Source organism: Micromonospora coxensis, assembly GCF_900090295.1.
GTDB classification, from domain to species: Bacteria; Actinomycetota; Actinomycetes; order Mycobacteriales; family Micromonosporaceae; genus Micromonospora; species Micromonospora coxensis.
Genome location: NZ_LT607753.1, coordinates 1,461,920 through 1,482,495, shown reverse-complemented (window position 1 = coordinate 1,482,495; position 20,576 = coordinate 1,461,920). Strand labels below are relative to the sequence as shown.

Annotated in this window: 19 protein-coding genes; 14 read left to right on the top strand and 5 right to left on the bottom strand. The window is 74.4% G+C overall.

Going from position 1 to position 20,576, the window contains the following annotated elements; genetic code table 11:
* Positions 1-50 precede the first annotated feature (50 nt).
* Complete coding sequence (locus tag GA0070614_RS06500; protein WP_088975101.1) at positions 51-980, top strand: serine protein kinase RIO; 930 nt, start codon at positions 51-53, stop codon at positions 978-980.
* A gap of 54 nt (positions 981-1,034) precedes the next feature.
* Here GA0070614_RS06500 and GA0070614_RS06495 read toward each other — a convergent pair whose 3' ends face one another.
* Positions 1,035-1,283, bottom strand: coding sequence for a DUF2630 family protein (locus tag GA0070614_RS06495; RefSeq protein ID WP_088975100.1), 249 nt, complete (start codon positions 1,281-1,283; stop codon positions 1,035-1,037).
* A gap of 534 nt (positions 1,284-1,817) precedes the next feature.
* On the opposite strand from GA0070614_RS06495, the gene GA0070614_RS06490 reads away from it, so the two are divergent.
* The 7 genes from GA0070614_RS06490 (at position 1,818) to GA0070614_RS06465 (ending at position 9,811) form a co-directional block, all read left to right on the top strand.
* Complete coding sequence (locus GA0070614_RS06490) at positions 1,818-3,206, top strand: cytochrome P450 (RefSeq protein ID WP_088975099.1); 1,389 nt, start codon at positions 1,818-1,820, stop codon at positions 3,204-3,206.
* A 5-nt stretch (positions 3,207-3,211) separates the two neighbouring features.
* Positions 3,212-4,111 (top strand): terpene synthase family protein, encoded by a 900-nt coding sequence (locus GA0070614_RS31020; RefSeq protein ID WP_231933561.1) that lies wholly within the window; start codon positions 3,212-3,214, stop codon positions 4,109-4,111.
* Positions 4,108-5,706, top strand: coding sequence for a prenyltransferase/squalene oxidase repeat-containing protein (locus GA0070614_RS06485; RefSeq protein ID WP_231933560.1), 1,599 nt, complete (start codon positions 4,108-4,110; stop codon positions 5,704-5,706). The genes GA0070614_RS31020 and GA0070614_RS06485 overlap by 4 nt, the downstream gene beginning before the upstream one ends.
* Positions 5,707-5,794: 88 nt before the next feature.
* Positions 5,795-8,329 (top strand): nitrate- and nitrite sensing domain-containing protein, encoded by a 2,535-nt coding sequence (locus GA0070614_RS06480; RefSeq protein WP_088975098.1) that lies wholly within the window; start codon positions 5,795-5,797, stop codon positions 8,327-8,329.
* 84 nt (positions 8,330-8,413) lie between these two features.
* Positions 8,414-8,836: a roadblock/LC7 domain-containing protein gene (locus tag GA0070614_RS06475; RefSeq protein ID WP_088975097.1), complete on the top strand. Its 423-nt coding sequence runs from the start codon at positions 8,414-8,416 to the stop codon at positions 8,834-8,836.
* Between the two features lie 5 nt (positions 8,837-8,841).
* A complete protein-coding gene (locus tag GA0070614_RS06470) occupies positions 8,842-9,228 on the top strand; it encodes a DUF742 domain-containing protein (protein WP_088975096.1) in 387 nt (128 codons plus the stop codon).
* Positions 9,209-9,811, top strand: a complete 603-nt coding sequence (locus GA0070614_RS06465) for a GTP-binding protein (RefSeq protein WP_088975095.1) — start codon at positions 9,209-9,211, stop codon at positions 9,809-9,811. Before GA0070614_RS06470 ends, GA0070614_RS06465 begins: the two co-directional genes overlap by 20 nt.
* Positions 9,812-9,928: 117 nt before the next feature.
* Here GA0070614_RS06465 and GA0070614_RS06460 read toward each other — a convergent pair whose 3' ends face one another.
* Positions 9,929-12,784, bottom strand: coding sequence for an aconitate hydratase (locus tag GA0070614_RS06460; RefSeq protein ID WP_088975094.1), 2,856 nt, complete (start codon positions 12,782-12,784; stop codon positions 9,929-9,931).
* A 160-nt stretch (positions 12,785-12,944) separates the two neighbouring features.
* Between GA0070614_RS06460 and GA0070614_RS06455 the strand changes: the two genes are divergently transcribed.
* Positions 12,945-13,304 (top strand): VOC family protein, encoded by a 360-nt coding sequence (locus GA0070614_RS06455; protein ID WP_088975093.1) that lies wholly within the window; start codon positions 12,945-12,947, stop codon positions 13,302-13,304.
* A gap of 306 nt (positions 13,305-13,610) precedes the next feature.
* Here the strand turns inward: GA0070614_RS06455 and GA0070614_RS06450 are convergent, their stop codons facing one another.
* Positions 13,611-14,261, bottom strand: coding sequence for a C39 family peptidase (locus tag GA0070614_RS06450; RefSeq protein WP_088975092.1), 651 nt, complete (start codon positions 14,259-14,261; stop codon positions 13,611-13,613).
* A gap of 925 nt (positions 14,262-15,186) precedes the next feature.
* Between GA0070614_RS06450 and GA0070614_RS06445 the strand changes: the two genes are divergently transcribed.
* Positions 15,187-15,555: an ArsC/Spx/MgsR family protein gene (locus GA0070614_RS06445; protein ID WP_088975091.1), complete on the top strand. Its 369-nt coding sequence runs from the start codon at positions 15,187-15,189 to the stop codon at positions 15,553-15,555.
* Positions 15,556-15,574: 19 nt separating this feature from the next.
* Here GA0070614_RS06445 and GA0070614_RS06440 read toward each other — a convergent pair whose 3' ends face one another.
* The gene (locus GA0070614_RS06440) at positions 15,575-17,230 is read right to left on the bottom strand and encodes a hypothetical protein (RefSeq protein ID WP_088975090.1); all 1,656 of its coding nucleotides are present in this window, start codon (positions 17,228-17,230) and stop codon (positions 15,575-15,577) included.
* Between the two features lie 71 nt (positions 17,231-17,301).
* Positions 17,302-17,481 carry a hypothetical protein gene (locus GA0070614_RS06435; RefSeq protein ID WP_172892565.1) on the bottom strand — a complete coding sequence of 60 codons (180 nt, stop codon included), beginning with the start codon at positions 17,479-17,481 and terminating at the stop codon, positions 17,302-17,304.
* Between the two features lie 102 nt (positions 17,482-17,583).
* On the opposite strand from GA0070614_RS06435, the gene GA0070614_RS06430 reads away from it, so the two are divergent.
* The 4 genes from GA0070614_RS06430 (at position 17,584) to GA0070614_RS06415 (ending at position 20,487) form a co-directional block, all read left to right on the top strand.
* Positions 17,584-18,246 (top strand): hypothetical protein, encoded by a 663-nt coding sequence (locus tag GA0070614_RS06430; protein ID WP_088975088.1) that lies wholly within the window; start codon positions 17,584-17,586, stop codon positions 18,244-18,246.
* Positions 18,247-18,283: 37 nt separating this feature from the next.
* Positions 18,284-18,673: a hypothetical protein gene (locus GA0070614_RS06425; RefSeq protein WP_088975087.1), complete on the top strand. Its 390-nt coding sequence runs from the start codon at positions 18,284-18,286 to the stop codon at positions 18,671-18,673.
* Positions 18,674-18,997: 324 nt separating this feature from the next.
* Positions 18,998-19,669 (top strand): cellulose binding domain-containing protein, encoded by a 672-nt coding sequence (locus GA0070614_RS06420; protein WP_088975086.1) that lies wholly within the window; start codon positions 18,998-19,000, stop codon positions 19,667-19,669.
* A 104-nt stretch (positions 19,670-19,773) separates the two neighbouring features.
* Complete coding sequence (locus GA0070614_RS06415; RefSeq protein WP_088975085.1) at positions 19,774-20,487, top strand: cellulose-binding protein; 714 nt, start codon at positions 19,774-19,776, stop codon at positions 20,485-20,487.
* Positions 20,488-20,576: the final 89 nt, after the last annotated feature.

The following is a 20,576-nucleotide window of genomic DNA, read 5'->3' as shown; positions in this document are numbered from 1 at the left end:
GGGTCGTACCACCTGCCTCCATCAGCCTCGATCAAGGGATCACCAGCTCAGTGCGTGAACACGAACTCCCGGCGCCGCAGCGCCGTGGCCGCGGCAAGGGCCGCTTCGACGACGACGAACCACAGTTCCTGAAGCGGGGACGGGCCGCCGAGCCCGCCCTCGCCGAACCCGACGACGAGCCCGACCCCGAGGACCGCTGGTCCTCCTGGGACGAGGCCGTGCACGGGCCCGAACCCCACCCGGACTGGCTGGTCACCGAGCTGGCCGCCCGGGACACCGAACTCGGTGTGCTCAAGACCGGCAAGGAGGCGGACGTCCACCTCGTCCGCCGGGGCGTGCCGGACACCGGGCGCTCCTGCCTGCTGGCCGCCAAGCGCTACCGCGACGCCCAGCACCGCCTCTTCCACCGCGACGCCGGCTACCTGGAGGGACGCCGGGTCCGCCGTTCCCGGGAGAACCGGGCGATGGCCGGGCGGACCGCCTTCGGGAGGCAGATGATTGCCGGGCAGTGGGCGGCGGCCGAGTTCGCCGCGCTGTCCCGGCTCTGGGAGATCGGCTCCGCCACCGGCCGGATCGCCGTGCCGTACCCGGTCCAGCTCATCGGCACCGAGCTGATGCTGGAGTTCGTCGGCGACCCCGACGAGGGCACGGCGGCACCCCGGCTGGCCCAGCTGCGTCCGGAGGGCGCCGAGCTGCGCTCGTTGTGGGAGCAACTGGTCGACGCCCTGGTCGTGCTGGCCCGGGCCGGGTACGCCCACGGCGACCTGTCGCCGTACAACCTGCTGGTGCACCGGGGCCGACTCGTCATGATCGACCTGCCGCAGGTGGTCGACGTGGTGGCCAACCCGCAGGGGCCGGAGTTCCTGGCTCGCGACGTACGGGTGGTGGGCGCCTGGTTCGCCTCGCGCGGGCTGCCGCCCGACGGGGCGGACCCGGCCGAGCTGACCGGGCTGCTGCTGCGCGAGGCGGGCATCCGCTGAGCCGACGCCCCGGGCGGTCCACCGACCGCCCGGGGCGCGCGTCCGATGCGCCGGCTACTGGAGGTAGCGCTCCACCTCCGACAGCGGGCGCTCGCCCTGGGCGTCCGGGTCGCCGTGCGCCTGGCGGGCCGCCCGCCGCCGGCGCAGCAGGTCCCAGCACTGGTCCAGCGACTCCTCCAGCGCGCGCAGCCGTTCCCGGGCCTCGTCGTCGGTGCCGGTCTCGTGCTCCTGTGCCGCGGAGCGCAGCCGGTGCTCCTCGTCGACGAGTTCCGAGATCCGGTTCAGGATGGTCTTGTCGTCCATGCCCCTGAGCCTGGCACAGGGCGTCCGGGCGCGCCCGGATTCGCCCGACCGCCGCCGGGCCGCCGCCGGGCCGCGTCGCCGGGCCGCCCGCGCCCGCCAGCCCGGCGTTGCCGGGCCGCCCGCGCCCGCCGGCCCGGTGGCGGGCCCGGGTCCGCGACGCCCGGTTCCGCGACGCCTGGGGGTCCGCGACGCCCGGGGTCCGCACCGCCGGGCGGGGCGTACCGACCCGGGCCTGCGGGATGCGTCCCGGCGCATGACGCCGGCAACACGGTGACGCTCGGCGTCAACCGAGGTTCAGGTTACCGGCGGGTCGGTGTCAGGTGGTGCCACCAGCGAAATCCTGTGCGCCGAACCGGCCGGCTGCCCGTCCAAAGTGGAGGTTCGGGGGAGCGCTGTGAAATTTTCTCCCGCCGGGATGTCTGGAGAAAGTGAGTGTGTCGATGGCATGCTTCCCGGGACCGTCACGCGCAATGACCACGGGGGTACGCAGCGCAGTACGGCGCTCGACGCGAGGAGGACCCGTGCAGGTGAGCCGTGGCTGACTCGACCGCCCCCACCCCCACCCTCCGCCCGCCGTACGTCGCGTCGCTGCGGCGTACCCTGCCCGGGCTGCTGCGCGACCCGCTCGGCACCCTGGTCGCGCTCGCCGACGGGGCACCCGAGCAGGTGGTCCGGCTCAACCTGGGCACCATCCGCCCGTACCTGGTGGCCGAGCCGGCCCACGTGCAGCACGTCCTGCGCGACAACGCCGCCAACTACACCCGGGCCGGCGACAGCATGATGTGGAAGTCGGTGCGGAAGATGACCGGCGACGGGATCCTCGGCGAGGGCCCGTCGTGGGAGGCGAGCCGGCGACGGCTCCAGCCGCACTTCACCGCCAAGCGGATCGACGCGGTGGTGGACGACCTGAGCCGGGCGATCAGCGAGGCCGTCGACGAACTGGCCGCCCCGGCCCGCGACGGCGCGCCGGTCGACGCGGCCAAGGAGATCTCCCGGATCATCTGCCAGGCCGTCATCCGGGTCTTCTTCGGCGACAAGATCTCCGTCGCCGACGGCGTACGGGTGGTCGCCGAGGGGGACGTCGTGGCCACCTCGCTGCGGTACCGGCTGCTCACCCCCTTCCTGCCCGACGCGGTCCCGATGCCCGGGGACCGGGCGTTCCGCCGGGCGGTGCGCAACATCGACGACATCCTGCTGCCGCTGGTCCGCGCCGAGCGCGCCGGCGGCGACGGCGGGGACGACATCCTCGCCACGCTGGCCCGGGCCCGCGACGCGCACGGCAACAAGCTGGACGAGCAGCAGGTCCGCGACGACCTGGTGTCCATCTTCGCCACCACCACCGAGACCACCTACGTGGTGCTCACCTGGCTCTTCCCCCTGCTGGAGCAGCTGCCCGACGTCGCCGCCCGGCTCTACGAGGAGATCGACCGGGTGGTCGGCCCGGGCGAGGTGATCAGCCGGGATCAGCTCGGCCAGCTCCGCTACACCCGGATGGTCCTCGACGAGCTGGTCCGGGCGTACCCGTCCGGCTGGCTGGTGCCGCGCACGGCGGTCGCCGACGACGTCATCGGCGGCACCCGGATCGCCGCCGGCGCGACCATCATCCTGAGCCCGTACGTCACCCAGCGGCTGGCCCGCTTCTGGGACCGGCCGGAGGTCTTCGACCCGGAGCGGTTCGCCCCCGAGCGGCCCCGGCGTGCCCACCGGTACGCCTACTACCCGTTCGGCGGCGGCGCCCACCAGTGCATCGGCCAGTACCTGTTCCAGCTGGAGGCGCCGCTGATCGTGGCGACGCTGTTCAGCCGCTTCCGGTACCGGCTCTGCGAGCCCGGGATGCCCCACCCGCAGCTCGCCGCGTCGCTGCGTCCCCGGGAGCGGGTGCCGCTGATGCTCACCCCGCACCGGCAGCCGGCCCTGGCCTGACCGCCGTGGCAGCAGTCGAGACGGCCACCGACGAACTGCGGGAGGCCGCCGAACACGGACGCATCTGCGCCCTGGCCGCGCAGGGCCAGCGGGACCTGCAGCGTTGCCTGGCCGCGCACCCGGACCTGTTCGCCGACGGCCCCTTCGACGGGGCGCTGGCCAGCAGCATCGCCCTCGCCATCGCGTTCAGCGCGCCCTGGTGCGACCCGGCGGAGCTGCGGCTGACCAACCGGGCGGTGCTCTGGGGGTTCGCCCTCGACTGGCAGGTGGACCACCAGACCGCCGCCGCCGCCGACCTCGACCTGCTGGTCCGTCGGCAGGTCGCGATCGCCGACGGCCGGCCGGCCGACGTCGACGACCCGTTGGGTCGGTTCCTCGCCGGCCTGCACGCCGACTTGGCCGCCGTGCCGGCCTTCGCCACGCTGGGCGGGGTCTGGCGGGAGGCGGTGCGCCGGACCTGCGCGGCGATGCGGCGGGAGTGGCACTGGCGGGCCGCGGCCCGCGACGGCGCACCGCTGCCCGGGCTCGCCGACTACCTCGCCAACGCCGACAACCTGGCCTGCACGGTGGTGAACGTGGCGCACTGGATCCGGGCGGGCGGCTCCGACGCCCACGACCGGTTCGACCGGCTGGTCGCCGCCAGCGACGCCGTGCAGCGCGCCCTGCGGCTCGTCAACGACCTGGCCACCTGGGACCGGGACCGGCGCTGGGGCGACCTCAACGCCCTGCTGTTGGCCGACGACCGGTCGGTGGTCGAACGGGAGCTGACCGGACTGGTCGCGCGGGCCACCGAACTGCTCGACCAGTTGCGTCCCGACTGCCCCCGCGAGGCCGCCTACCTGACCCGTCAGCTCGGCTACACCAGCGGCTTCTACCGGTCGACCGACTTCTGGGGCGTGGCGTGAGCACCGGCGCGCTCACCCGGGGCGCCGCGCCCGAGGCCGCCGGGCCGGCGGAGGCCGCCGCCGAACTGGTCGCCGACCTCGTCGCCCGGCCCGCCGGCCGGACCTCGGTGTCGGTGTACGAGACGGCCCGGCTGGTCTCCCTCGCGCCCTGGCTGACCCGGCACGCCGAGCGGATCCGGCACCTGTTGACCGCGCAGCGGCCGGACGGGGGCTGGGGCGGGCCGGAGGGCTACGCCCTGGTGCCCACGCTCAGCGCGGTGGAGGCGCTGCTGGCCGTGCTCGACCGGGACGCGCCGGTCGGCTGGTCCGTCCACGGGGTGCGCCACGGCGTCGACCGGGCGTTGCGCCTGCTGCACGACCCGACCGGTCCGGCGGCGTACCCGGTGCCGGACCTGCCGGCCGCCGACCTGGTCGTACCGGCGTTGGCCGAGCGGATCGGCGAGCGGCTGACCGACCCGCCCGCAGGGCTTGCCGACTGGCGCGACACCGGCCCGCCGCCGCTGCCCGCCGGCCTGGACCGGCGGCGGCTGGACCGGGTCCGGCTGCTGGCCGGCTCCGGCGCCGGCCTGCCGCCGAAGCTGGCGCACGCGCTGGAGGTGCTCGGGCCCGCCGCACGCCGGCTGCCCGCCGTGGTCCCGACGGCGGCGGGGCCGGTCGGCGCGTCCCCGGCCGCCACCGCCGCCTGGCTCGGCACCCCGGACGACAGTCGGCCGGCCACCGTGGACTACCTGCGTGCCGTGGTCACCGAGCACGGTGGACCGGTGCCGTGCGCCACCCCGATCACCGTCTTCGAACGCTCCTGGGTGCTCAGCACGCTGGCCCGCGCCGGGGTGCCGCTGGCCGTGCCGCCGGCCCTCGTCGCCGACCTGCGCGACGCGCTCGGCCCCGACGGCGCGGCGACCGGGCCCGGCCTGCCCACCGACGCGGACACCACCGCCGCGACGCTGTACGCGCTGGCCCGGCTGGGCCGGCCGGTCGACCCGTCGTGCCTGTCCCGGTACGACACCGGGGCGCACTTCTGCACCTGGCGCGGGGAGGACGGCGCCTCGGTGACCACCAACGCGCACGTGCTGGAGGCGCTCGGGTGGGGCGCCGACCGGTCCGCCTCGGCGGTGCCCCGCCGGCTCACCGGCTGGCTGCTCGACCAGCAGCGGGCCGACGGGTCGTGGACGGACCGCTGGCACGCCTCCCCGTACTACGCCACCTGCTGCGCGGTGCTCGCCCTGTACGACCACGGCGGCACGGCGGCCCGGCCGGCGGTACGGCGCGCGGTCGACTGGGTGCGCGACACCCAGCGCCCGGACGGCGGCTGGGGGCGCTGGCGCAGCACCGCCGAGGAGACCGCGTACGCCCTGCAGATGCTGCTCGTCGGGCCCGGCGGCCCGGCCGTCGACGCGGTGGTGGCCCGGGCGGCCCGGCGGCTGTCCCTCCTGGACGGCGCGCGCGACGACCCTCCACTCTGGCACGACAAGGACCTCTACCATCCGGAGGCGATCGTCCGGGCCGCCGTGGTCGCGGCGGGCAAGCTGGCGGCCGAGCGGTTGCGGGGCCACCCCTATAGCCCGGCCGGCCCCTGGTCTGCACTGCTTGAGTGAAGTTCCGGACACTGCTAGCGTGCGCCGGGGCCGGCTCGCGCTTTCGGCCAACCCGAAACGTGAATCATGACCGGCGAGGGACGGTGTGATGGGTTCCCGCAGTGCAAGTCTGCGCACCAAGGTTGTGGCCCTGCTGGTCTCGCTGACCGCACTCTGGGCGTTCGCGGCCTGGGTGACCCTGCGGGACGGTCTCAACGTCCTCGGTGTGCAGACCCTCGACGCCCAGGTCGCCGAGCCGAGCGAGTCGCTGCGCACCGAGTTGCAGCGGGAGCGCCGGATGTCCCTGGCCTACCTGGGCCGCCCGAGCCAGCAGCAGGCGGAGCAACTGCGGCAGCAGCGGCAGCGCAGCGAGGCGCTGGCCGCCTCCTTCGCCGAGTCGGCCCGCAGCTGGCGGGCCCGGCTCGCCTCCAGCGACGAGCTGGGGCAGCGCATCGACGAGGTGGTCGCCGGGCTGAACGGCCTGGGGCCGGTCCGTGACTCGGTGGTCGCCCGCTCGGTGGACCGGGCCGGGGCGGCCGCGGCGTACACCGGGGTGCTGGACTCGCTGTTCCGGGTCTACGCCTCGCTCGGCAAGCTCGACGACGAGCAGATCGCCAAGGACACCGCCACCCTCACCCAGCTGGTCCGGGTCCGGGAGCTGATGTCCCAGGAGGACGCCCTCTTCGCCGGGGTCGCCGCGGCCGGCCGGATCAACGACAAGGAGTACGCCCAGTTCGCCCACCTGGTCGGCGCGCAGCGGTTCCTGGCCCAGGAGGCCCTGGCCGAGCTGCCCGCCGCCGACCGGGAACGGTACGTCGCCATGACCGAGGGCGAGTCGTTCGGCCGGCTGCGGGCCCTGGAGGACCGGCTGATCCGCGAGGGCCGCCCCAACGCCCCGCTGCCGGTCGAGGCGGACGCCTGGCAGGCCGCCATCGACCCGGCCCTGGACGACCAGGAGGCGGCCGTGCTGGCCAGCGGTGACGCGCTGGTCGACCGGGCCACCCCGGTGGCGGTCTGGGTGATCATCCGGATGGTGCTCGCGGCCGGTCTGGGCCTGATCGCCGTCATCGCCTCGGTGGTCGTCTCGATCACCACCGCCCGCGCCCTGGTCCGGCAGCTCGAACGGCTCCGCGAGGCCGCCTTCCGGCTGGCCAACGAACGGCTGCCCGGGGTGGTGGAGCGGCTCGGCCGGGGCGAGCAGGTCGACGTCGCCAAGGAGGCCCCGCCCCTGGAGTTCGGCGACGACGAGATCGGCCAGGTGGGCAAGGCGTTCAACGTCGTGCAGGAGACCGCCGTGCGGACCGCGGTGGAACAGGCCGAGCTGCGCCGCAACGTACGTGAGGTCTTCCTCAGCCTGGCCCGGCGCACGCAGGCCCTGGTGCACCGCCAGCTCACCCTGCTCGACGCGATGGAGCGGCGCGAGCACGACGCCGAGGAGCTGGAGGACCTGTTCCGGGTGGACCACCTGGCCACCCGGATGCGACGCAACGCCGAGAACCTGATCGTGCTCTCCGGCTCGACCCCGGGCCGCGCCTGGCGGCGCAACGTCCCGATGGTGGACGTGGTGCGCGGCGCGGTCGCCGAGGTCGAGGACTACACCCGGGTCAACGTGTTGCCGCTGGGCCCGGTCTCGCTGGCCGGTCGCGCGGTCGGTGACGTCATCCACCTGCTCGCCGAGCTGATCGAGAACGGGTTGACCTTCTCGCCGCCGCACACCTCGGTGGAGGTGCGCGGGCAACTGGTGGCCAACGGCTTCGCCATCGAGATCGAGGACCGTGGCCTCGGCATGACCGTGGAGGACCTGGCCGCCGCCAACCACCGCATCGTGGACCGCTCGGAGCTGAACCTGGCCAACGCCTCCCGGCTGGGCCTGTACGTGGTGAGCCGGCTGACCGAGCGGCACGGGGTCAAGGTCGGCCTCAAGGAGTCCGCGTACGGCGGCACCACCGCCGTGGTGCTGATCCCGGCGGCCCTGGTCGAGACCGGTGAGGACCCGAGCGCCTCGGGCGGCTTCCCGACCGGGATCGGGCTCGACACGACCCGGGCCGACGACGACGTGCCGGCGCCGGCGGTCGACGGGCCCGCCGGGCCGCGGCCCGCGCCGGCCCGGGCCGACGAGGAGCCGGCGGTGCTGCCGGTACGGGCGCGACGCGCCTCCACCTCCGAGCGCCCCACCCCGCCGGTGACCGAGTCGGGGCTGCCGACCCGGACCCGGACCCGGGCCGGTCAGGGGGCGCTGACCGGGCCGACCGTGCCGATCGCCCTGCCGACCGTCCGACCGTCCACGGCGGCGGAGCCGGCGGCTCCGGTCGCGGCGGCACCGGACGGCGACACCCCGTCCGGCGACCCGGGCTCGGCCGGGCCGACGCCCGCCGCCGGCCCGGTGACCGATGCCGGACTGCCGGTGCGGGTACGGCAGGCGAGCATCGCGCCGGAGTTGCGGTCGGACCCGGCGGACACCGCCGCGGACGACGAGGCGGAGGAGCAGGCGCCACGTCCGCCGGAGCAGGTGCGGCGGATGATGAGTTCGTACCAGACGGGGACCCGGCGTGGCCGCACCGACGCCGCCCGACTCCTCGGTGGCTCCACCGCCGGGGCGCGGGCCGGCAACGGGCCGGACACCGGGGACGGGCAGGCGACCTGACGGCGGCGGGACGGCCGCGCCGAGGCGCGACGGCGCACGGCAACTGAGCAACGGCGACACCAGCCGGGGGAGAAGAGGACGCGAGTGGTGCAGAAGACGGCTTCGAGTGCCGACCTGACGTGGCTGCTGGACGATCTGGTCGGCCGGGTGAAGCAGGCCGAACACGCCGTGGCGCTCTCCTCGGACGGCCTGCTGATGGCCTCGTCGCAGGGCCTCAGCCGGGACGACGGCGAGCACCTGGCGGCGATGGCGGCCGGCATCCAGAGCCTGGCCCGGGGCGCGGGCAAGCGGTTCGGCGGTGGGCAGGTCCAGCAGACCATCATCGAGATGCAGTCGTCGTTCCTGTTCGTCACGGCGGCCGGGCGTAACGCCTGTCTGGCGGTGCTCGCCTCGGAGGACGCGGACGTCGGACTGATCGCGTACGAGATGGCGATGCTGGTGACCCGGGTGGGCAAGTTCGTCGCGTCACCGACCCGGGGGCTCGACCAGCCGGCCGGCGGGAAGTAACGGCGATGACGGTCGAGGGCGGTTCCACAGAGGACAGGTGGGTCGACGACCACGCGGGCCCGGTGGTCCGCCCGTACGCGGTGACCCGGGGCCGAGCCCGCCCGGTCACCGGCACGTTCGACCTGATCTCCCTGGTCACGGCGACCCGCGCGGACGTCGCCGGCGAGTCCGGGCTGGGCCCGGAGCACGTGGCGATCGTCGCGCTCTGCCAGCGGATGCAGTCCGTGGCGGAGGTCGCCGCCCACCTGGACCTGCCGGTGGGCACCGTCCGGGTCCTGCTGGGCGACCTGATGGCCCGTGACCTGGTCCAGGTCCGGCCGCCCAGGGGCAGTGCCGGCGTACCCGATGAGAGCGTATTCGAGGCGGTTATCAATGGACTACGGGCACTCTGAGCGGCCGGCGGACGCGCCGCCGCTGCCCACCGCGATCAAGATCCTGATCGCCGGCGGCTTCGGGGCCGGCAAGACGACGCTGGTCGGGGCGGTGAGTGAGACCAAGCCGCTGCGCACCGAGGAGGTGCTGACCGAGACGGGCATCGGGGTCGACGACCTGTCCGGGGTGGAGGGGAAGACCACCACCACGGTGGCGATGGACTTCGGCCGGATCACGATCAGTCCCGATCTGGTGCTCTACCTCTTCGGCACCCCGGGGCAGGACCGGTTCTGGTTCGTCTGGGACGAGCTGGCCCTGGGGGCGATCGGCGCGGTCGTGCTGGCCGACACCCGGCGGCTGGCCGACTGCTTCCCGTCGATCGACTACTTCGAGGAGCGCGGCACGCCGTTCGTGGTGGCGGTGAACTGCTTCGAGGGGGCGCGTCGCTACCGGCTGGACGAGGTGCAGGCCGCGCTCAACCTCGATCCCGGCGTGCCGGTGGTGCTCTGCGACGCCCGGCAACGGCAGTCCAGCCGGGACGTGCTGATCACGCTGCTGGAGCACGCGATGAAGTCGCGGGAGTCGCGGGGCCGCGCCGGCTGACCGGCACGCACCGATCGGTGGACACCCATGTGACGGCGGTCCGCCGGCCCCGGCCGGGCCTGACGACGCGGCGGGCCCCCGGTCGTCCGACCGGGGGCCCGCCGTCCGTACGTCGCGTCAGCTCGCGATCATGCGGCGCAGCACGTACTGCAGGATGCCGCCGTGGCGGTAGTAGTCCGCCTCACCCGGGGTGTCGATCCGGACCACCGCGTCGAACTCGACGCCGGTGTCCGTGGTGACCTTGACCGTACGCGGGGTCTCGCCGTCGTTCAGCGCCGTCACGCCGGAGACGGAGAAGGTCTCCGTGCCGGTCAGGCCCAGCGACTCGGCGGTGGTGTCCACCGGGAACTGCAGCGGCAGGACGCCCATGCCGATCAGGTTGGAGCGGTGGATCCGCTCGTACGACTCGGCGATGACCGCCTTGACGCCGAGGAGCATGGTGCCCTTGGCCGCCCAGTCGCGCGACGAGCCGGAGCCGTACTCCTTGCCGGCCAGGATGACCAGCGGGACGCCCGCCTCCTGGTAGGCCATCGAGGCGTCGTAGATCGAGGTCTGCTCGCCGGTCAGGTGGTTGACCGTGAAGCCGCCCTCCACACCGGGGACGAGCTGGTTGCGCAGCCGGATGTTGGCGAAGGTGCCCCGGATCATCACCTCGTGGTTGCCCCGGCGCGAGCCGTACGAGTTGAACTCGTGGCGCGGCACGCCGTGCTCGGCGAGGTACGTGCCGGCGGGGGAGTCGGCCTTGATCGAGCCGGCCGGGGAGATGTGGTCGGTGGTGACCGAGTCGCCCAGCTTGGCCAGCACCCGCGCGCCGGCGATGTCCCGCACCGGCTGCGGGTCCCGCTGCATGCCCTCGAAGTACGGGGGCTTGCGCACGTAGGTGGACTCGCCCTCCCAGGCGAAGGTGTCGCCCGTCGGGGTGGGCAGCGACTGCCAGCGCTCGTCACCGGCGAACACGTCCGCGTACGCGGCGCTGAAGCCGGTGGCGCCGATCGCCGAGGCGATGACGTCCTGGATCTCGGCGCTGTTCGGCCAGATGTCGCGCAGGAAGACCGGGTTGCCCTGGGTGTCCTCGCCGATCGGCTCGTTGGCCAGGTCGATGTCCATCGTGCCGGCCAGCGCGTACGCGACCACCAGCGGCGGGGACGCCAGGTAGTTCATCTTGACGTCCGGGTTGATCCGGCCCTCGAAGTTCCGGTTGCCCGACAGCACGGAGACGACGGCCAGGTCGCCCTCGTTGACCGCGGCGGAGACCTCCTCCGGCAGCGGGCCGGAGTTGCCGATGCAGGTGGTGCAGCCGTAGCCGACCAGGTTGAAGCCGAGCTTCTCCAGGTACGGGGTCAGGCCGGCGCGGTCGTAGTAGTCCATGACGACCTTGGAGCCCGGAGCCAGGGTGGTCTTCACCCACGGCTTACGGGCCAGGCCCTTGTCGACCGCGTTGCGGGCCAGCAGGGCGGCGCCGATCATGACCTGCGGGTTGGAGGTGTTGGTGCAGGAGGTGATCGCGGCGATCACCACGGCGCCGTGGTCCAGCTCGTACTCGACGCCGTCGGCGCCGGTCACCCGCACCGGGTTGCTGGCGCGCCCGCCCGCGCCGACGGCGGCGGTCTCCAGGTCGCGCGGGGCGTCGGCCGGGTCGTTGACCCCGTTGGCCGGGGCGTCGCTGGCCGGGAACGACTCGGCGCTGGCCTCGTCGGCCGGGCCCTCGGTGCCGAACGGCTTCTCCAACTGCGGCACGCCCGGCTTGCGGCCCGGGTCGCCACCGGTCTCGTCGGCGGCGACGTAGTCGGTCAGCGCGGAGCGGAACAGCGTCTTGGCGCTGCCCAGCGGCACCCGGTCCTGCGGGCGCTTCGGGCCGGCCAGGGACGGCTCGATGGTGGAGAGGTCCAGCTCCAGCCGCTCGGAGTACTCCGGCTCGTGGTCCGGGTCGTGCCAGAGGCCCTGCTCCTTGGCGTACGCCTCGACGAGCGCGACCTGCTGCGGGTCGCGGCCGGTCAGCTCCAGGTAGCGGACGGTCTCGGCGTCGATCGGGAAGATCGCGACGGTGGAGCCGTACTCCGGGGACATGTTGCCGATGGTGGCCCGGTTGGCCAGCGGCACCGCGCTCACGCCCGGGCCGTAGAACTCGACGAACTTGCCGACGACGCCGTGCTTGCGCAGCATCTCGGTGATGGTGAGCACCAGGTCGGTGGCGGTGGTGCCGGCCGGCATCTCGCCGGAGAGCTTGAAGCCGACGACCCGCGGGATGAGCATGCTGACCGGCTGGCCGAGCATCGCGGCCTCGGCCTCGATGCCGCCGACGCCCCAGCCCAGCACGCCCAGGCCGTTGACCATGGTGGTGTGCGAGTCGGTGCCGACCACGGTGTCCGGGTACGCCTGGCCGTTGCGCTCCATGATCGTACGGGCCAGGTACTCGATGTTGACCTGGTGCACGATGCCGGTGCCCGGCGGGACGACCTTGAACTCGTTGAACGCGGTCTGGCCCCAGCGCAGGAACTGGTAGCGCTCCTTGTTGCGCTCGTACTCCAGCTCGACGTTGCGCTCGAAGGCGTCCTCACGGCCGAACAGGTCGGCGATGACGGAGTGGTCGATGACCAGCTCGGCCGGGGCGAGCGGGTTGACCTTGGTGGCGTCACCGCCGAGGTCGCGTACCGCCTCGCGCATGGTGGCCAGGTCCACGACGCAGGGCACGCCGGTGAAGTCCTGCATGAGCACCCGCGCCGGGGTGAACTGGATCTCCACGCTCGGGTCGGCGGTCGGGTCCCAGCCGCCGAGCTGGCGGATGTGGTCGGCGGTGATGTTCGCGCCGTCCTCGGTCCGCAGCAGGTTCTCCAGCAGGATCTTCAGGCTGTAGGGCAGCCGGTCGTGCCCCTCCACCTTGCCGATCTTGAAAATCTCGTAGCTCGCGTCTCCGACGCGTAGCTGGGTCTTCGCACCGAAGGTGTCGAGGCTCGCCACGTCGTACTCCTTCACACCAGCGACCGTGAGTAGTCCTGAGCAGTCTGTCGCACCGGCCGGAGCGCCGCCCAGGTTAGGTGACACTTACCGCCGATTGTCGTCGTCTACAAAACCGTACGTCCGTCTTGCTATTCGCGCAACCTCGTGCCAGGGTTCGGGACGAGGAGGTGCCACCATGATCCATCACGTCCAGCTCGCCTGCCCACGCGGCTCCGAGGAGGCGTCCCGGGCCTTCTACGCCGGCCTGCTCGGCATGACCGAGAAGCCCAAGCCGCCGGCCCTCGCCGCCCGCGGCGGGTGCTGGTTCACCGGGCACGGCGCGGAGCTGCACCTCGGTGTCGAGGACGACTTCCGTCCCGCCCGCAAGGCCCACCCGGCCCTGCTCCGCCCCGACCTCGACGACCTCGCCGCCCGGCTGGCCGCCGCCGGTCACCCGGTCACCTGGGGTGACGGCGAGCTGCCCGGCATGCGCCGCTTCCACACCCACGACGCCCACGGCAACCGCCTGGAGTTCCTCGCCCCGGTCGGCGACTGATCGCCGTCGACCCGCCGGGACACCGGTCCCGGACGGGACGACCCCGTCGGCAGCCACGTCCGAGCCCCGTGCAGGCTGAGGCATCGTTCGTCGTGCGGCCGGGGGCCCGCGAGGTGGGCTGGATCTTGGCGAGTTGTCGTTCACCGTGAACGTCAACTCGCCAAGATCTCCTCCTGTCCGCCCCTCGCGCAGGCCGGTGTGGTGCCGCCCCGGCCGCCACCCGGCCTGCCGACGTCCGGGGGCGGGACATGCGGGTACGACGAAAGGGCCGACCCCTGGGTGGGGGTCGGCCCTTGTCGTGGTGGGTCAGTGGGCGTAGCCGCGGGTGGCGGTCCAGTCGGCGAGGGTGTCGATGTCCATCTCGTAGCTGGCGGTGTTCGGGTTGGCGGAGTCGGCGATGGTGACGGTGTGGCCGTTGTCGCGGTAGCCGGTGACGCTGATGTAGTGCCCGCCTTCGAAGGAGTGCACGCCGCCGTTGGTGTCGGTGGCGGTGCCGGCGATGTTGGCGACGATGGCGTGGCCGTCGTTGATGGCGGCGACGATGTCGGCGCGCATCGTGTCGGTCTGCTTGGTGTCGGCCTTCGGAGTCTTGATCTCGACGCTGCGGTAGGCGTCGGTCTTGCCGGTTTCCTTGTTCAGGACGGGGGTGATGTCGTTGATGCTGTTGGTGCCGTTCTCGGTGGTGCCCATGATCTTGGCCATGGCGTCGACGTCGATGTCCTTGCCCTGGACGCTGAGGGCGTTGCGGGCGGCGGCGGGGCCGCAGTAGTAGAAGTTGGGCTGGGCCTGGTAGTCGACCTTGAGCTGTCGTTCGCCGTTGGGCTTGCGCTCGGCCTGCGCCGCGGGCTTGTCGGCCGGGGCGGCGTGGGCGGCCAGGGCGGGGGCGGCGATGCCGCCGGTGGTGGCGGTGATGGTGAGGGCGGTCAGGGCGGTCTTGCGCAGGATGTCGGTACGCATGGGGATGCTCCTTCTGCGTCGGGGGTGCGGCAGCGCGCGTTGGGGGGCGGTGTGCCGCGAGGGGGAAGTTCGAGGGGGACGGTCCGGCGGCGGTGCCTGCGCGGGGTCCGGGGGGACCCTGGCGGCGGTGCCTGCTCGGGTGTCCAGGGGGATGTAACCGATCCGGTCGGTCCCGCATTCCGCAGGCCGTGTCTCGGCGTCCCGGGGGAGGTAACCAAGCCGGCCGGGCCCACATTCCGGGGCGGGGCCTCGGTGTCCGGGGGAGGTAACCGAGCCACTGTCCGAGGGGCCGGGCGGGTTCGGTGTCCGGGGGGATGTAACCCGTCCGGCGGGGCCCGCATTCCGCAGGCCGGGTGGCGGGGGCCGTTGCGGATGGCGTCCCGGGCGGGGAGCGCCGGTGGTTATGCCATGTACAACGCCCCCACCCCGCCGCCGATTCCGCCACCGAGGTGGCCCCCACCACGGGATCCCGCAGGTCAGAGCCGACATCCGGGCCGTGCCACCCCAGGCGCGCACCGGACATCCGGTACGTGACCGGACGACGGGGCCCGCACCGGACGCCGAGCAGTGCGACCACCGTGTCGCGCGCCGTGGCGGAGGGTGTCCCGGGACTGTCGGTGTGGTCGAGGATGTCGCAGCTGTGCCGGCCGTCCGGTACCTCGATCAGTCGTACCGGCCGGTCCAGGCGTCCGGCACGCCGGGCGGCAGCGGGCGCCGTGCACCACCACGACGGCGGGGCGCGGCCCGTCACCCGCCGGCAGGCCCGGGTCGACCCGGCCGTGCCGCTCGACCGGGGCGGCCGGCGGGGGAGAGGACGAACGGCGACAGCAGTGGCCACGCCGTATGCCAGCCGGACGATACGCTGCTCCACGGCCCCGCCGACCATCCACAGGGGATGGACGGTGGGCTCTGTCACGATGTCGGCATGGAGATGTGGCACAACCCGGCCTGCTCGAAGTGCGCGGGCGCACGCGCCAGCCTGGAGGAGGCGCGGGTGCCGGTGCGGCTGCGCGCGTACCTGGAGCAGCCGCCGGACGCGGACGAGCTGCGGGACGTGCTGCGCCGGCTCGGGGCACGCGCCTGGGACGTCTGCCGTACGGGGGAGCCGGCCGGGGTGGCGCTGGGCATGGCCGGTTGGACCCGTGACGACGCCACCGAGCCGCGCTGGATCGAGGCGATGGTGGCCCACCCCGAGCTGATCCAGCGCCCGATCCTGCTGCTCGACGACGGGAGCGCGCTGGTCGGCCGTACCCCGGACGCGCTCGACGAGGCGGTCCGCCGCGCCCACGGGTGAGCCCGGCGGGCGCGGGCCGTCAGCCGAGCAGCGCGGCCCAGAGCACCACGGCGACCAGGGTGACGCCCTGCCCGATGTTGACCAGCAGCAACGGCCGCCCCGGGTCGGTCCGCTCGGCCTGCTGGCGTCCTCGCCGAGGGGCCGGGGCGGCCGGCGGCCGGGCGATCCCGCCGATCAGCAGGGGGGCCAGTCCGGCCAGGAGGCCGACGTGGAGCGCGCCGGCCCCCGGTGGCAGGTCCTCGGCGGGACCGCCGCCGGCGAAGAGGACGGTCAGGCCGAAGGCGAGCAGGACGACGCAGCCGACGAGCGCGTAGAGGGCGGGACGGCCGGGCCGCGCGTGCCGGTAGAGCAGGCCGGCCAGCACCATCGTGCCGCCCACCGCCGTCCAGCCGGCGACGGCGAGCCCCACCGGCTGGCAGCGGTCGGTGGTGCAGAGCAGGTCGAACAGGCCGCTGAGGATCGTGCCGGCGCGCTGGATGCCGACCACGATCGCGGCGAGGACGGCCGCCGCCGTGCCGACGACCTCCAGCGGGGTGAGCGTCGGCCAGTCCGGCGCGCCCGTGCGGTCCCGTGCCGGCCGGGGCGTGGCCGTCGCCCGCAGCGGTGCCCGGGGCGACAGCGTCCGACCGTTGACGGTCACCGTGCACCAGCGACCGTGGACCGGGACGCCGTGCAGCAGCGCCGGCCGCCGCTCCCCGACGGGCAGGCCGTCCTCCGGCCGGATCGGCACCTCACCGAAGGGCCGCCCGCCCGTCGCCCGGTGGCAGAGCCGGACCACCCCGCCGTCGAACTCGGCGAAGACCCGGCGCACCGGCTGGGGCCGACGGGTGAACCGCCGCCGGGAGAGCACGGCCGTCGCCACCGGCGCGCAGAGGCCGAGGCCCACCACGCCGAGCAGGGTGGCCAGGGACAGCCACGGGGTCAGGTCGTACGGTTCGCTGAGCGGCTGCCGCAGGCCACGGCCGTCGACGGCGAACCGGAACGGGTCGCCCACCGGGTAGTCGTCGGCCTCGAACACCGCCATCCGCGTGCTACCGCCGTCGGGCAGGGCCACGTCCACCGTCGTCCGGTCCGGGTGCGCGCGGACCGTGCCGGTCACCACCGTGGCGGCGGCCTGCCGGGCGTCCGCCCGGTCCTGCGCGTGCCCGATCCAGAGCGCCACCGCGACGCCCGCGCCGAGCAGCGTCGCCGCGGCGAGGGTCGGCGCGAGCGGCGGGCGCAGCGCCCAGCGCACCGGCGGCACCGGTTGCCGCTCGCCCGGCTCGGGCGCCGGCGCGGCGGCCCGGCGGGCGGAGCGGCGGTGCAGCAGCAGACAGCCGGCGGTGTACGCGAGGGCCGGCCCGACGGTCCACAGCGGCGGCCCCTGCTCGGGGCGGGCCAGGATGTAGCCGGCCAGGCCGGCGGCGGTGACCGCGCCCACCCCGGCGGCGAAGCGCAGTCCCAGCCAGCCGACCACGACGGTGCTGAGCAGCAGGCCGATCAGCATGTTGCCGAACCGCTCCGGGGCGCACGGGGCCGCCTCGGTGCAGGGTGGGTAGGGCGCGGCCGCCATGACGGTGATCAGCAGCGCCAACCCGCCGACGAGCACCAGCGCGCCGGCCGCGCCCCGGCGGCGCCGGGCGTCGGTGTCGCCGGGCACCTGCCGCAGCGTCTCCCACCCCAGGAATTCGGGCACCTGCGTCTCCCCGTCGTCGCAGCGGAGCCCGAGGGTAGGACGAGGCGGCAACCCGTGGATGAGGGGCCGGGTCAGGCCGGCCCGTCGGCCGGTGTGCCGCTCCCGGCGGCCTGCGCGTGCCGCTCCCGCAACCGGTCCCGGATCTCCTCCGGGGTGTACGCCCGACGGCGTCGCTCGGCGCGGGCGATGACCACGCCGGACGCCGCGACGCCGGCCAGACCGGCCAATCCGAGGACCTTCCACCACCGCATCCGTTGCCGCATCGGCTTAGGGTAGTGCTCCATGAGCGAGCGCAGCGAGCGATGTGCCGGCCGACGCCCGGCGCCGATGGGCGGCGCGGGCGGGGCGGCGGCATGAGCATCAGCCTGGACGAGGCCGTCGAGCTGACCCGTACCGGGGATGTCTGGGTGTTCCGGGGCCGCAGCGTGCCGGACCGGGCCATCCAGCTGACCACCAACAGCCCGGTCAACCACGTCGGCATGGCCGTGGTGCTGGACGACATGCCGCCGTTGATGTGGCACGCCGAGCTGGGCCGGTCGCTGCCGGACATGTGGGCGGGCACCCACCAGCGCGGCGTGCAGTTGCACGACCTGCGCGACGCGGTCTGCGTCTGGGCCAACCGGTACGGCCAGCGCGGCTGGCTGCGTCAGCTCGAACCGCCGGCCGGGCCGGACCGGGAGGAGGCGGTGCTGCGGACGATCGCCCGGCTGGACGGCACCCCGTTCCCGAGCACCGCCCAACTCGCGTGGCGGTGGGCCCGGGGCCGGGTGCCGCAGGTCCGGCTGCCGCTGCCCGGCCGGGCCGACCGGCGGGGGACGCCGCTGTCGGACCGGGCCCTGGAGACGGCGTACTGCGCGGAGGTGGTGGCGGTGACCTACGAGGCGATGGGGCTGCTCCCGGCCGGTCGGCGTCCCAACTGGTACGACCCGGGCCGGTTCTGGAGCGGCGACGACCTGGACCTGACCGGCGGCGCCCGGCTCGGCGCGGAGATCGAGGTGCGCATCCCGGCGCGCTGAGGTTTGCCGATGCCCCTCGACGGCAATCACTGAGCCCGTGACAGCCTCCACCGATCTCGACACGCTGACCGACTTCTTCGACCGGTACGGCGTGGCGCTCACCGCCGGCGACGTGCCCGCCATCGCCGGGTGCTACGCCCTGCCTGGGCTGGTGGTGGCCGACACCTACAGCTTCTCGTTCAGCACCATGGCCGCCGTGGCGCTCTCCTTCGTCGGCGCGGCGCCCGACTACCAGGAGCGCGAGCTGGTCGCGGCGAACGCCCTGATCGAGGACGTGCAGCCGGTCTCCGCGCTGCTCACGATGGTGGCCGTGCAGTGGGAGTTCCTGGACAGCCAGGGCCGGGCGGTGCCCGGCGAGCGGTACCGCTACCTGCTGCGCACCACCGACGACGGGCCGGTCATCTGCACCGTCGTCCGTACCGCCTGACCGTCCGCCGCGCACGGCGGCCCGGCGTGCCCCGGCGCCGCCCGACCACCACAGTGTCGGGTCCGCGCGCCCCGGCCTCGGCGCGGTGGCCGGCGTCCGGGCGTCGTGCCGGTCGGTCCGGCGCCCGGTGCCGGGCGCGCTCGCGGCATCCGGACGGTGGGTGGCGTCGGGACGGGCACGGCCCGCCCTGGCCCCGATCCGGTCAGCTCGGCTCACCCGTTTTCCTGGACCGGCCGGACCTACGGACGGTACCCGGCGGGTCCGCTGCGCAGCACGTACGTCACTGGCTAGGCTGGCGCGTCTGCTCGGACTAGGGGGACTTTCATGTTCGACCGCTCGGCCGCGCGGTCCGGGGCGCGATCCGCACCGACCCTGCTGGCGTCGACGCCGTGGATCGTGGTGCTGCTCGGTGTCGGCCTGCTGGCGGTGCTGCTGCTCTTCGCGATGCTGTCGTTCCGTGGGGCCGAGCACCAGGCCGCGCCGGAGCCGGCGCCGCCGATGTACCTGCCCCGGCTGCCCGCCACTCCCGCCGCCGTGGCGAGTACGGACACCCCGCTGGTCGTGGCCGGCGCCACCCGGTCACCGAGCGTCACCCCGACACCCTCTCCGAGCGTCACCTCACCGCGGCCCACGGCGTCCCCGTCGAGCAGTCGCAAGGCGGGCACGAGTGGCTCCGGTCGGGTGACCGCGGCGTACCGGGCCACCTCCAGCGACCGCGATTCGTTCGCGGCGACCCTGACGGTGCGCAACGGCACCGGCGGTGCCCAGGAGTGGGAGGTGGAGCTGCTGTTCACCGGCAACGTCAAGTCGATCCGGGCCTCGTCGTCCAGCGGGCTGTCGGTCCGTACGCGCGGCAGCGGCTGGTTCGTCCTGCGCGGCACCGGGCCGCTGCCGGCGGGGGAGAGCGCCGTGGTGTCGATGACGTTCAGCCGTAGCGGCAGCGGTGACCGTCCGGGCCAGTGCACGGTCAACGGCGCCGCCTGCACGATCGGCTGACCGTTCGCCCCAGTCGTACTGTTAGGACACTTAGTGGGAGTCGGGCTCTTTCCGGCATTGCCGATCATCGCTACGCTCTCGGACGGCACCTGAGAAGGAGGGGCATGTCCGGCAGACGTCACGCACGATCGCCGCTCGGCGGTCTGCGGCAGGTGGCCTGGTCCCCCTGGATCGTGGTGGTCGCCGGCGTGCTGGCCCTGGTGACCCTGCAGGTGGTGGCGCTGCTGGCGGTTCCCGGACGGGACCGGTGGGAGGACGGGTCGCCCGAGCCGGCGCCGACCCTGGCGCTGCCGGACCTGCCGCCACCGACGACGCCGACCCGGGTCGCCGCGACGCTGCCGATGCCGGTGGTGCCCGGTCTGTCCCCCCGCCGGACCGAGCCGTTGCCCGGCACGGCGGGCGGCACCGGGGCCCCGCCCCCGAGCGGTGACCCCGTCCCGCCGGGGCAGACCCGTCCGCCGGCCCCACCGCCCGCTCCCGCGCCGCCGGCACCCGCCCCGTCGGTGACCGGCCGGTACAGCAAGCTCAACGACTACGGCGACGCCTTCATCGGCGAGGTGCTGCTGACCAACTCCGCGTCGGGCTCCCGGTCCTGGACGGTCCGGCTGGTGCTGCCCCGTGGCCGGCTGGTCACCTCGTGGGTCGAGGGCGCCCCGCAGGGAACCGCCCGGATGAGCGACGGCGTCTTCACGTACACCAGCGGGGTGGACCTGGACGGCCGCTCCTCGGTGCCGCTGCGGTTCCACTTCGAACACACCGGCGGGGCCAACCGTCCGAGCACCTGCACGGTCGACGGGTTCGCCTGCTCCGGCCTCTGATCCGCGCCGCTGCCGCCGCCCCGCCGACTCGCCGGCCGGGCGGCGGTTCCGTGTCCAGGTAGCGCACGGTGACGGCGGATACGCCCGCG

What these genes read in the sequence shown, in the direction of transcription:
- GA0070614_RS06420 (WP_088975086.1), top strand. Translation starts at nt 18,998, where the DNA reads ATGTTCGACCGCTCGGCCGCGCGGTCCGGGGCGCGATCCGCACCGACC.
- GA0070614_RS06415 (WP_088975085.1), top strand. Translation starts at nt 19,774, where the DNA reads ATGTCCGGCAGACGTCACGCACGATCGCCGCTCGGCGGTCTGCGGCAG.
- GA0070614_RS06455 (WP_088975093.1), top strand. Translation starts at nt 12,945, where the DNA reads ATGATCCATCACGTCCAGCTCGCCTGCCCACGCGGCTCCGAGGAGGCG.
- GA0070614_RS06435 (WP_172892565.1), bottom strand. Translation starts at nt 17,481, where the DNA reads ATGCGGTGGTGGAAGGTCCTCGGATTGGCCGGTCTGGCCGGCGTCGCG.
- GA0070614_RS06430 (WP_088975088.1), top strand. Translation starts at nt 17,584, where the DNA reads ATGAGCATCAGCCTGGACGAGGCCGTCGAGCTGACCCGTACCGGGGAT.
- GA0070614_RS06445 (WP_088975091.1), top strand. Translation starts at nt 15,187, where the DNA reads ATGGAGATGTGGCACAACCCGGCCTGCTCGAAGTGCGCGGGCGCACGC.
- GA0070614_RS06450 (WP_088975092.1), bottom strand. Translation starts at nt 14,261, where the DNA reads ATGCGTACCGACATCCTGCGCAAGACCGCCCTGACCGCCCTCACCATC.
- GA0070614_RS06495 (WP_088975100.1), bottom strand. Translation starts at nt 1,283, where the DNA reads ATGGACGACAAGACCATCCTGAACCGGATCTCGGAACTCGTCGACGAG.
- GA0070614_RS06465 (WP_088975095.1), top strand. Translation starts at nt 9,209, where the DNA reads ATGGACTACGGGCACTCTGAGCGGCCGGCGGACGCGCCGCCGCTGCCC.
- GA0070614_RS06470 (WP_088975096.1), top strand. Translation starts at nt 8,842, where the DNA reads ATGACGGTCGAGGGCGGTTCCACAGAGGACAGGTGGGTCGACGACCAC.
- GA0070614_RS06480 (WP_088975098.1), top strand. Translation starts at nt 5,795, where the DNA reads ATGGGTTCCCGCAGTGCAAGTCTGCGCACCAAGGTTGTGGCCCTGCTG.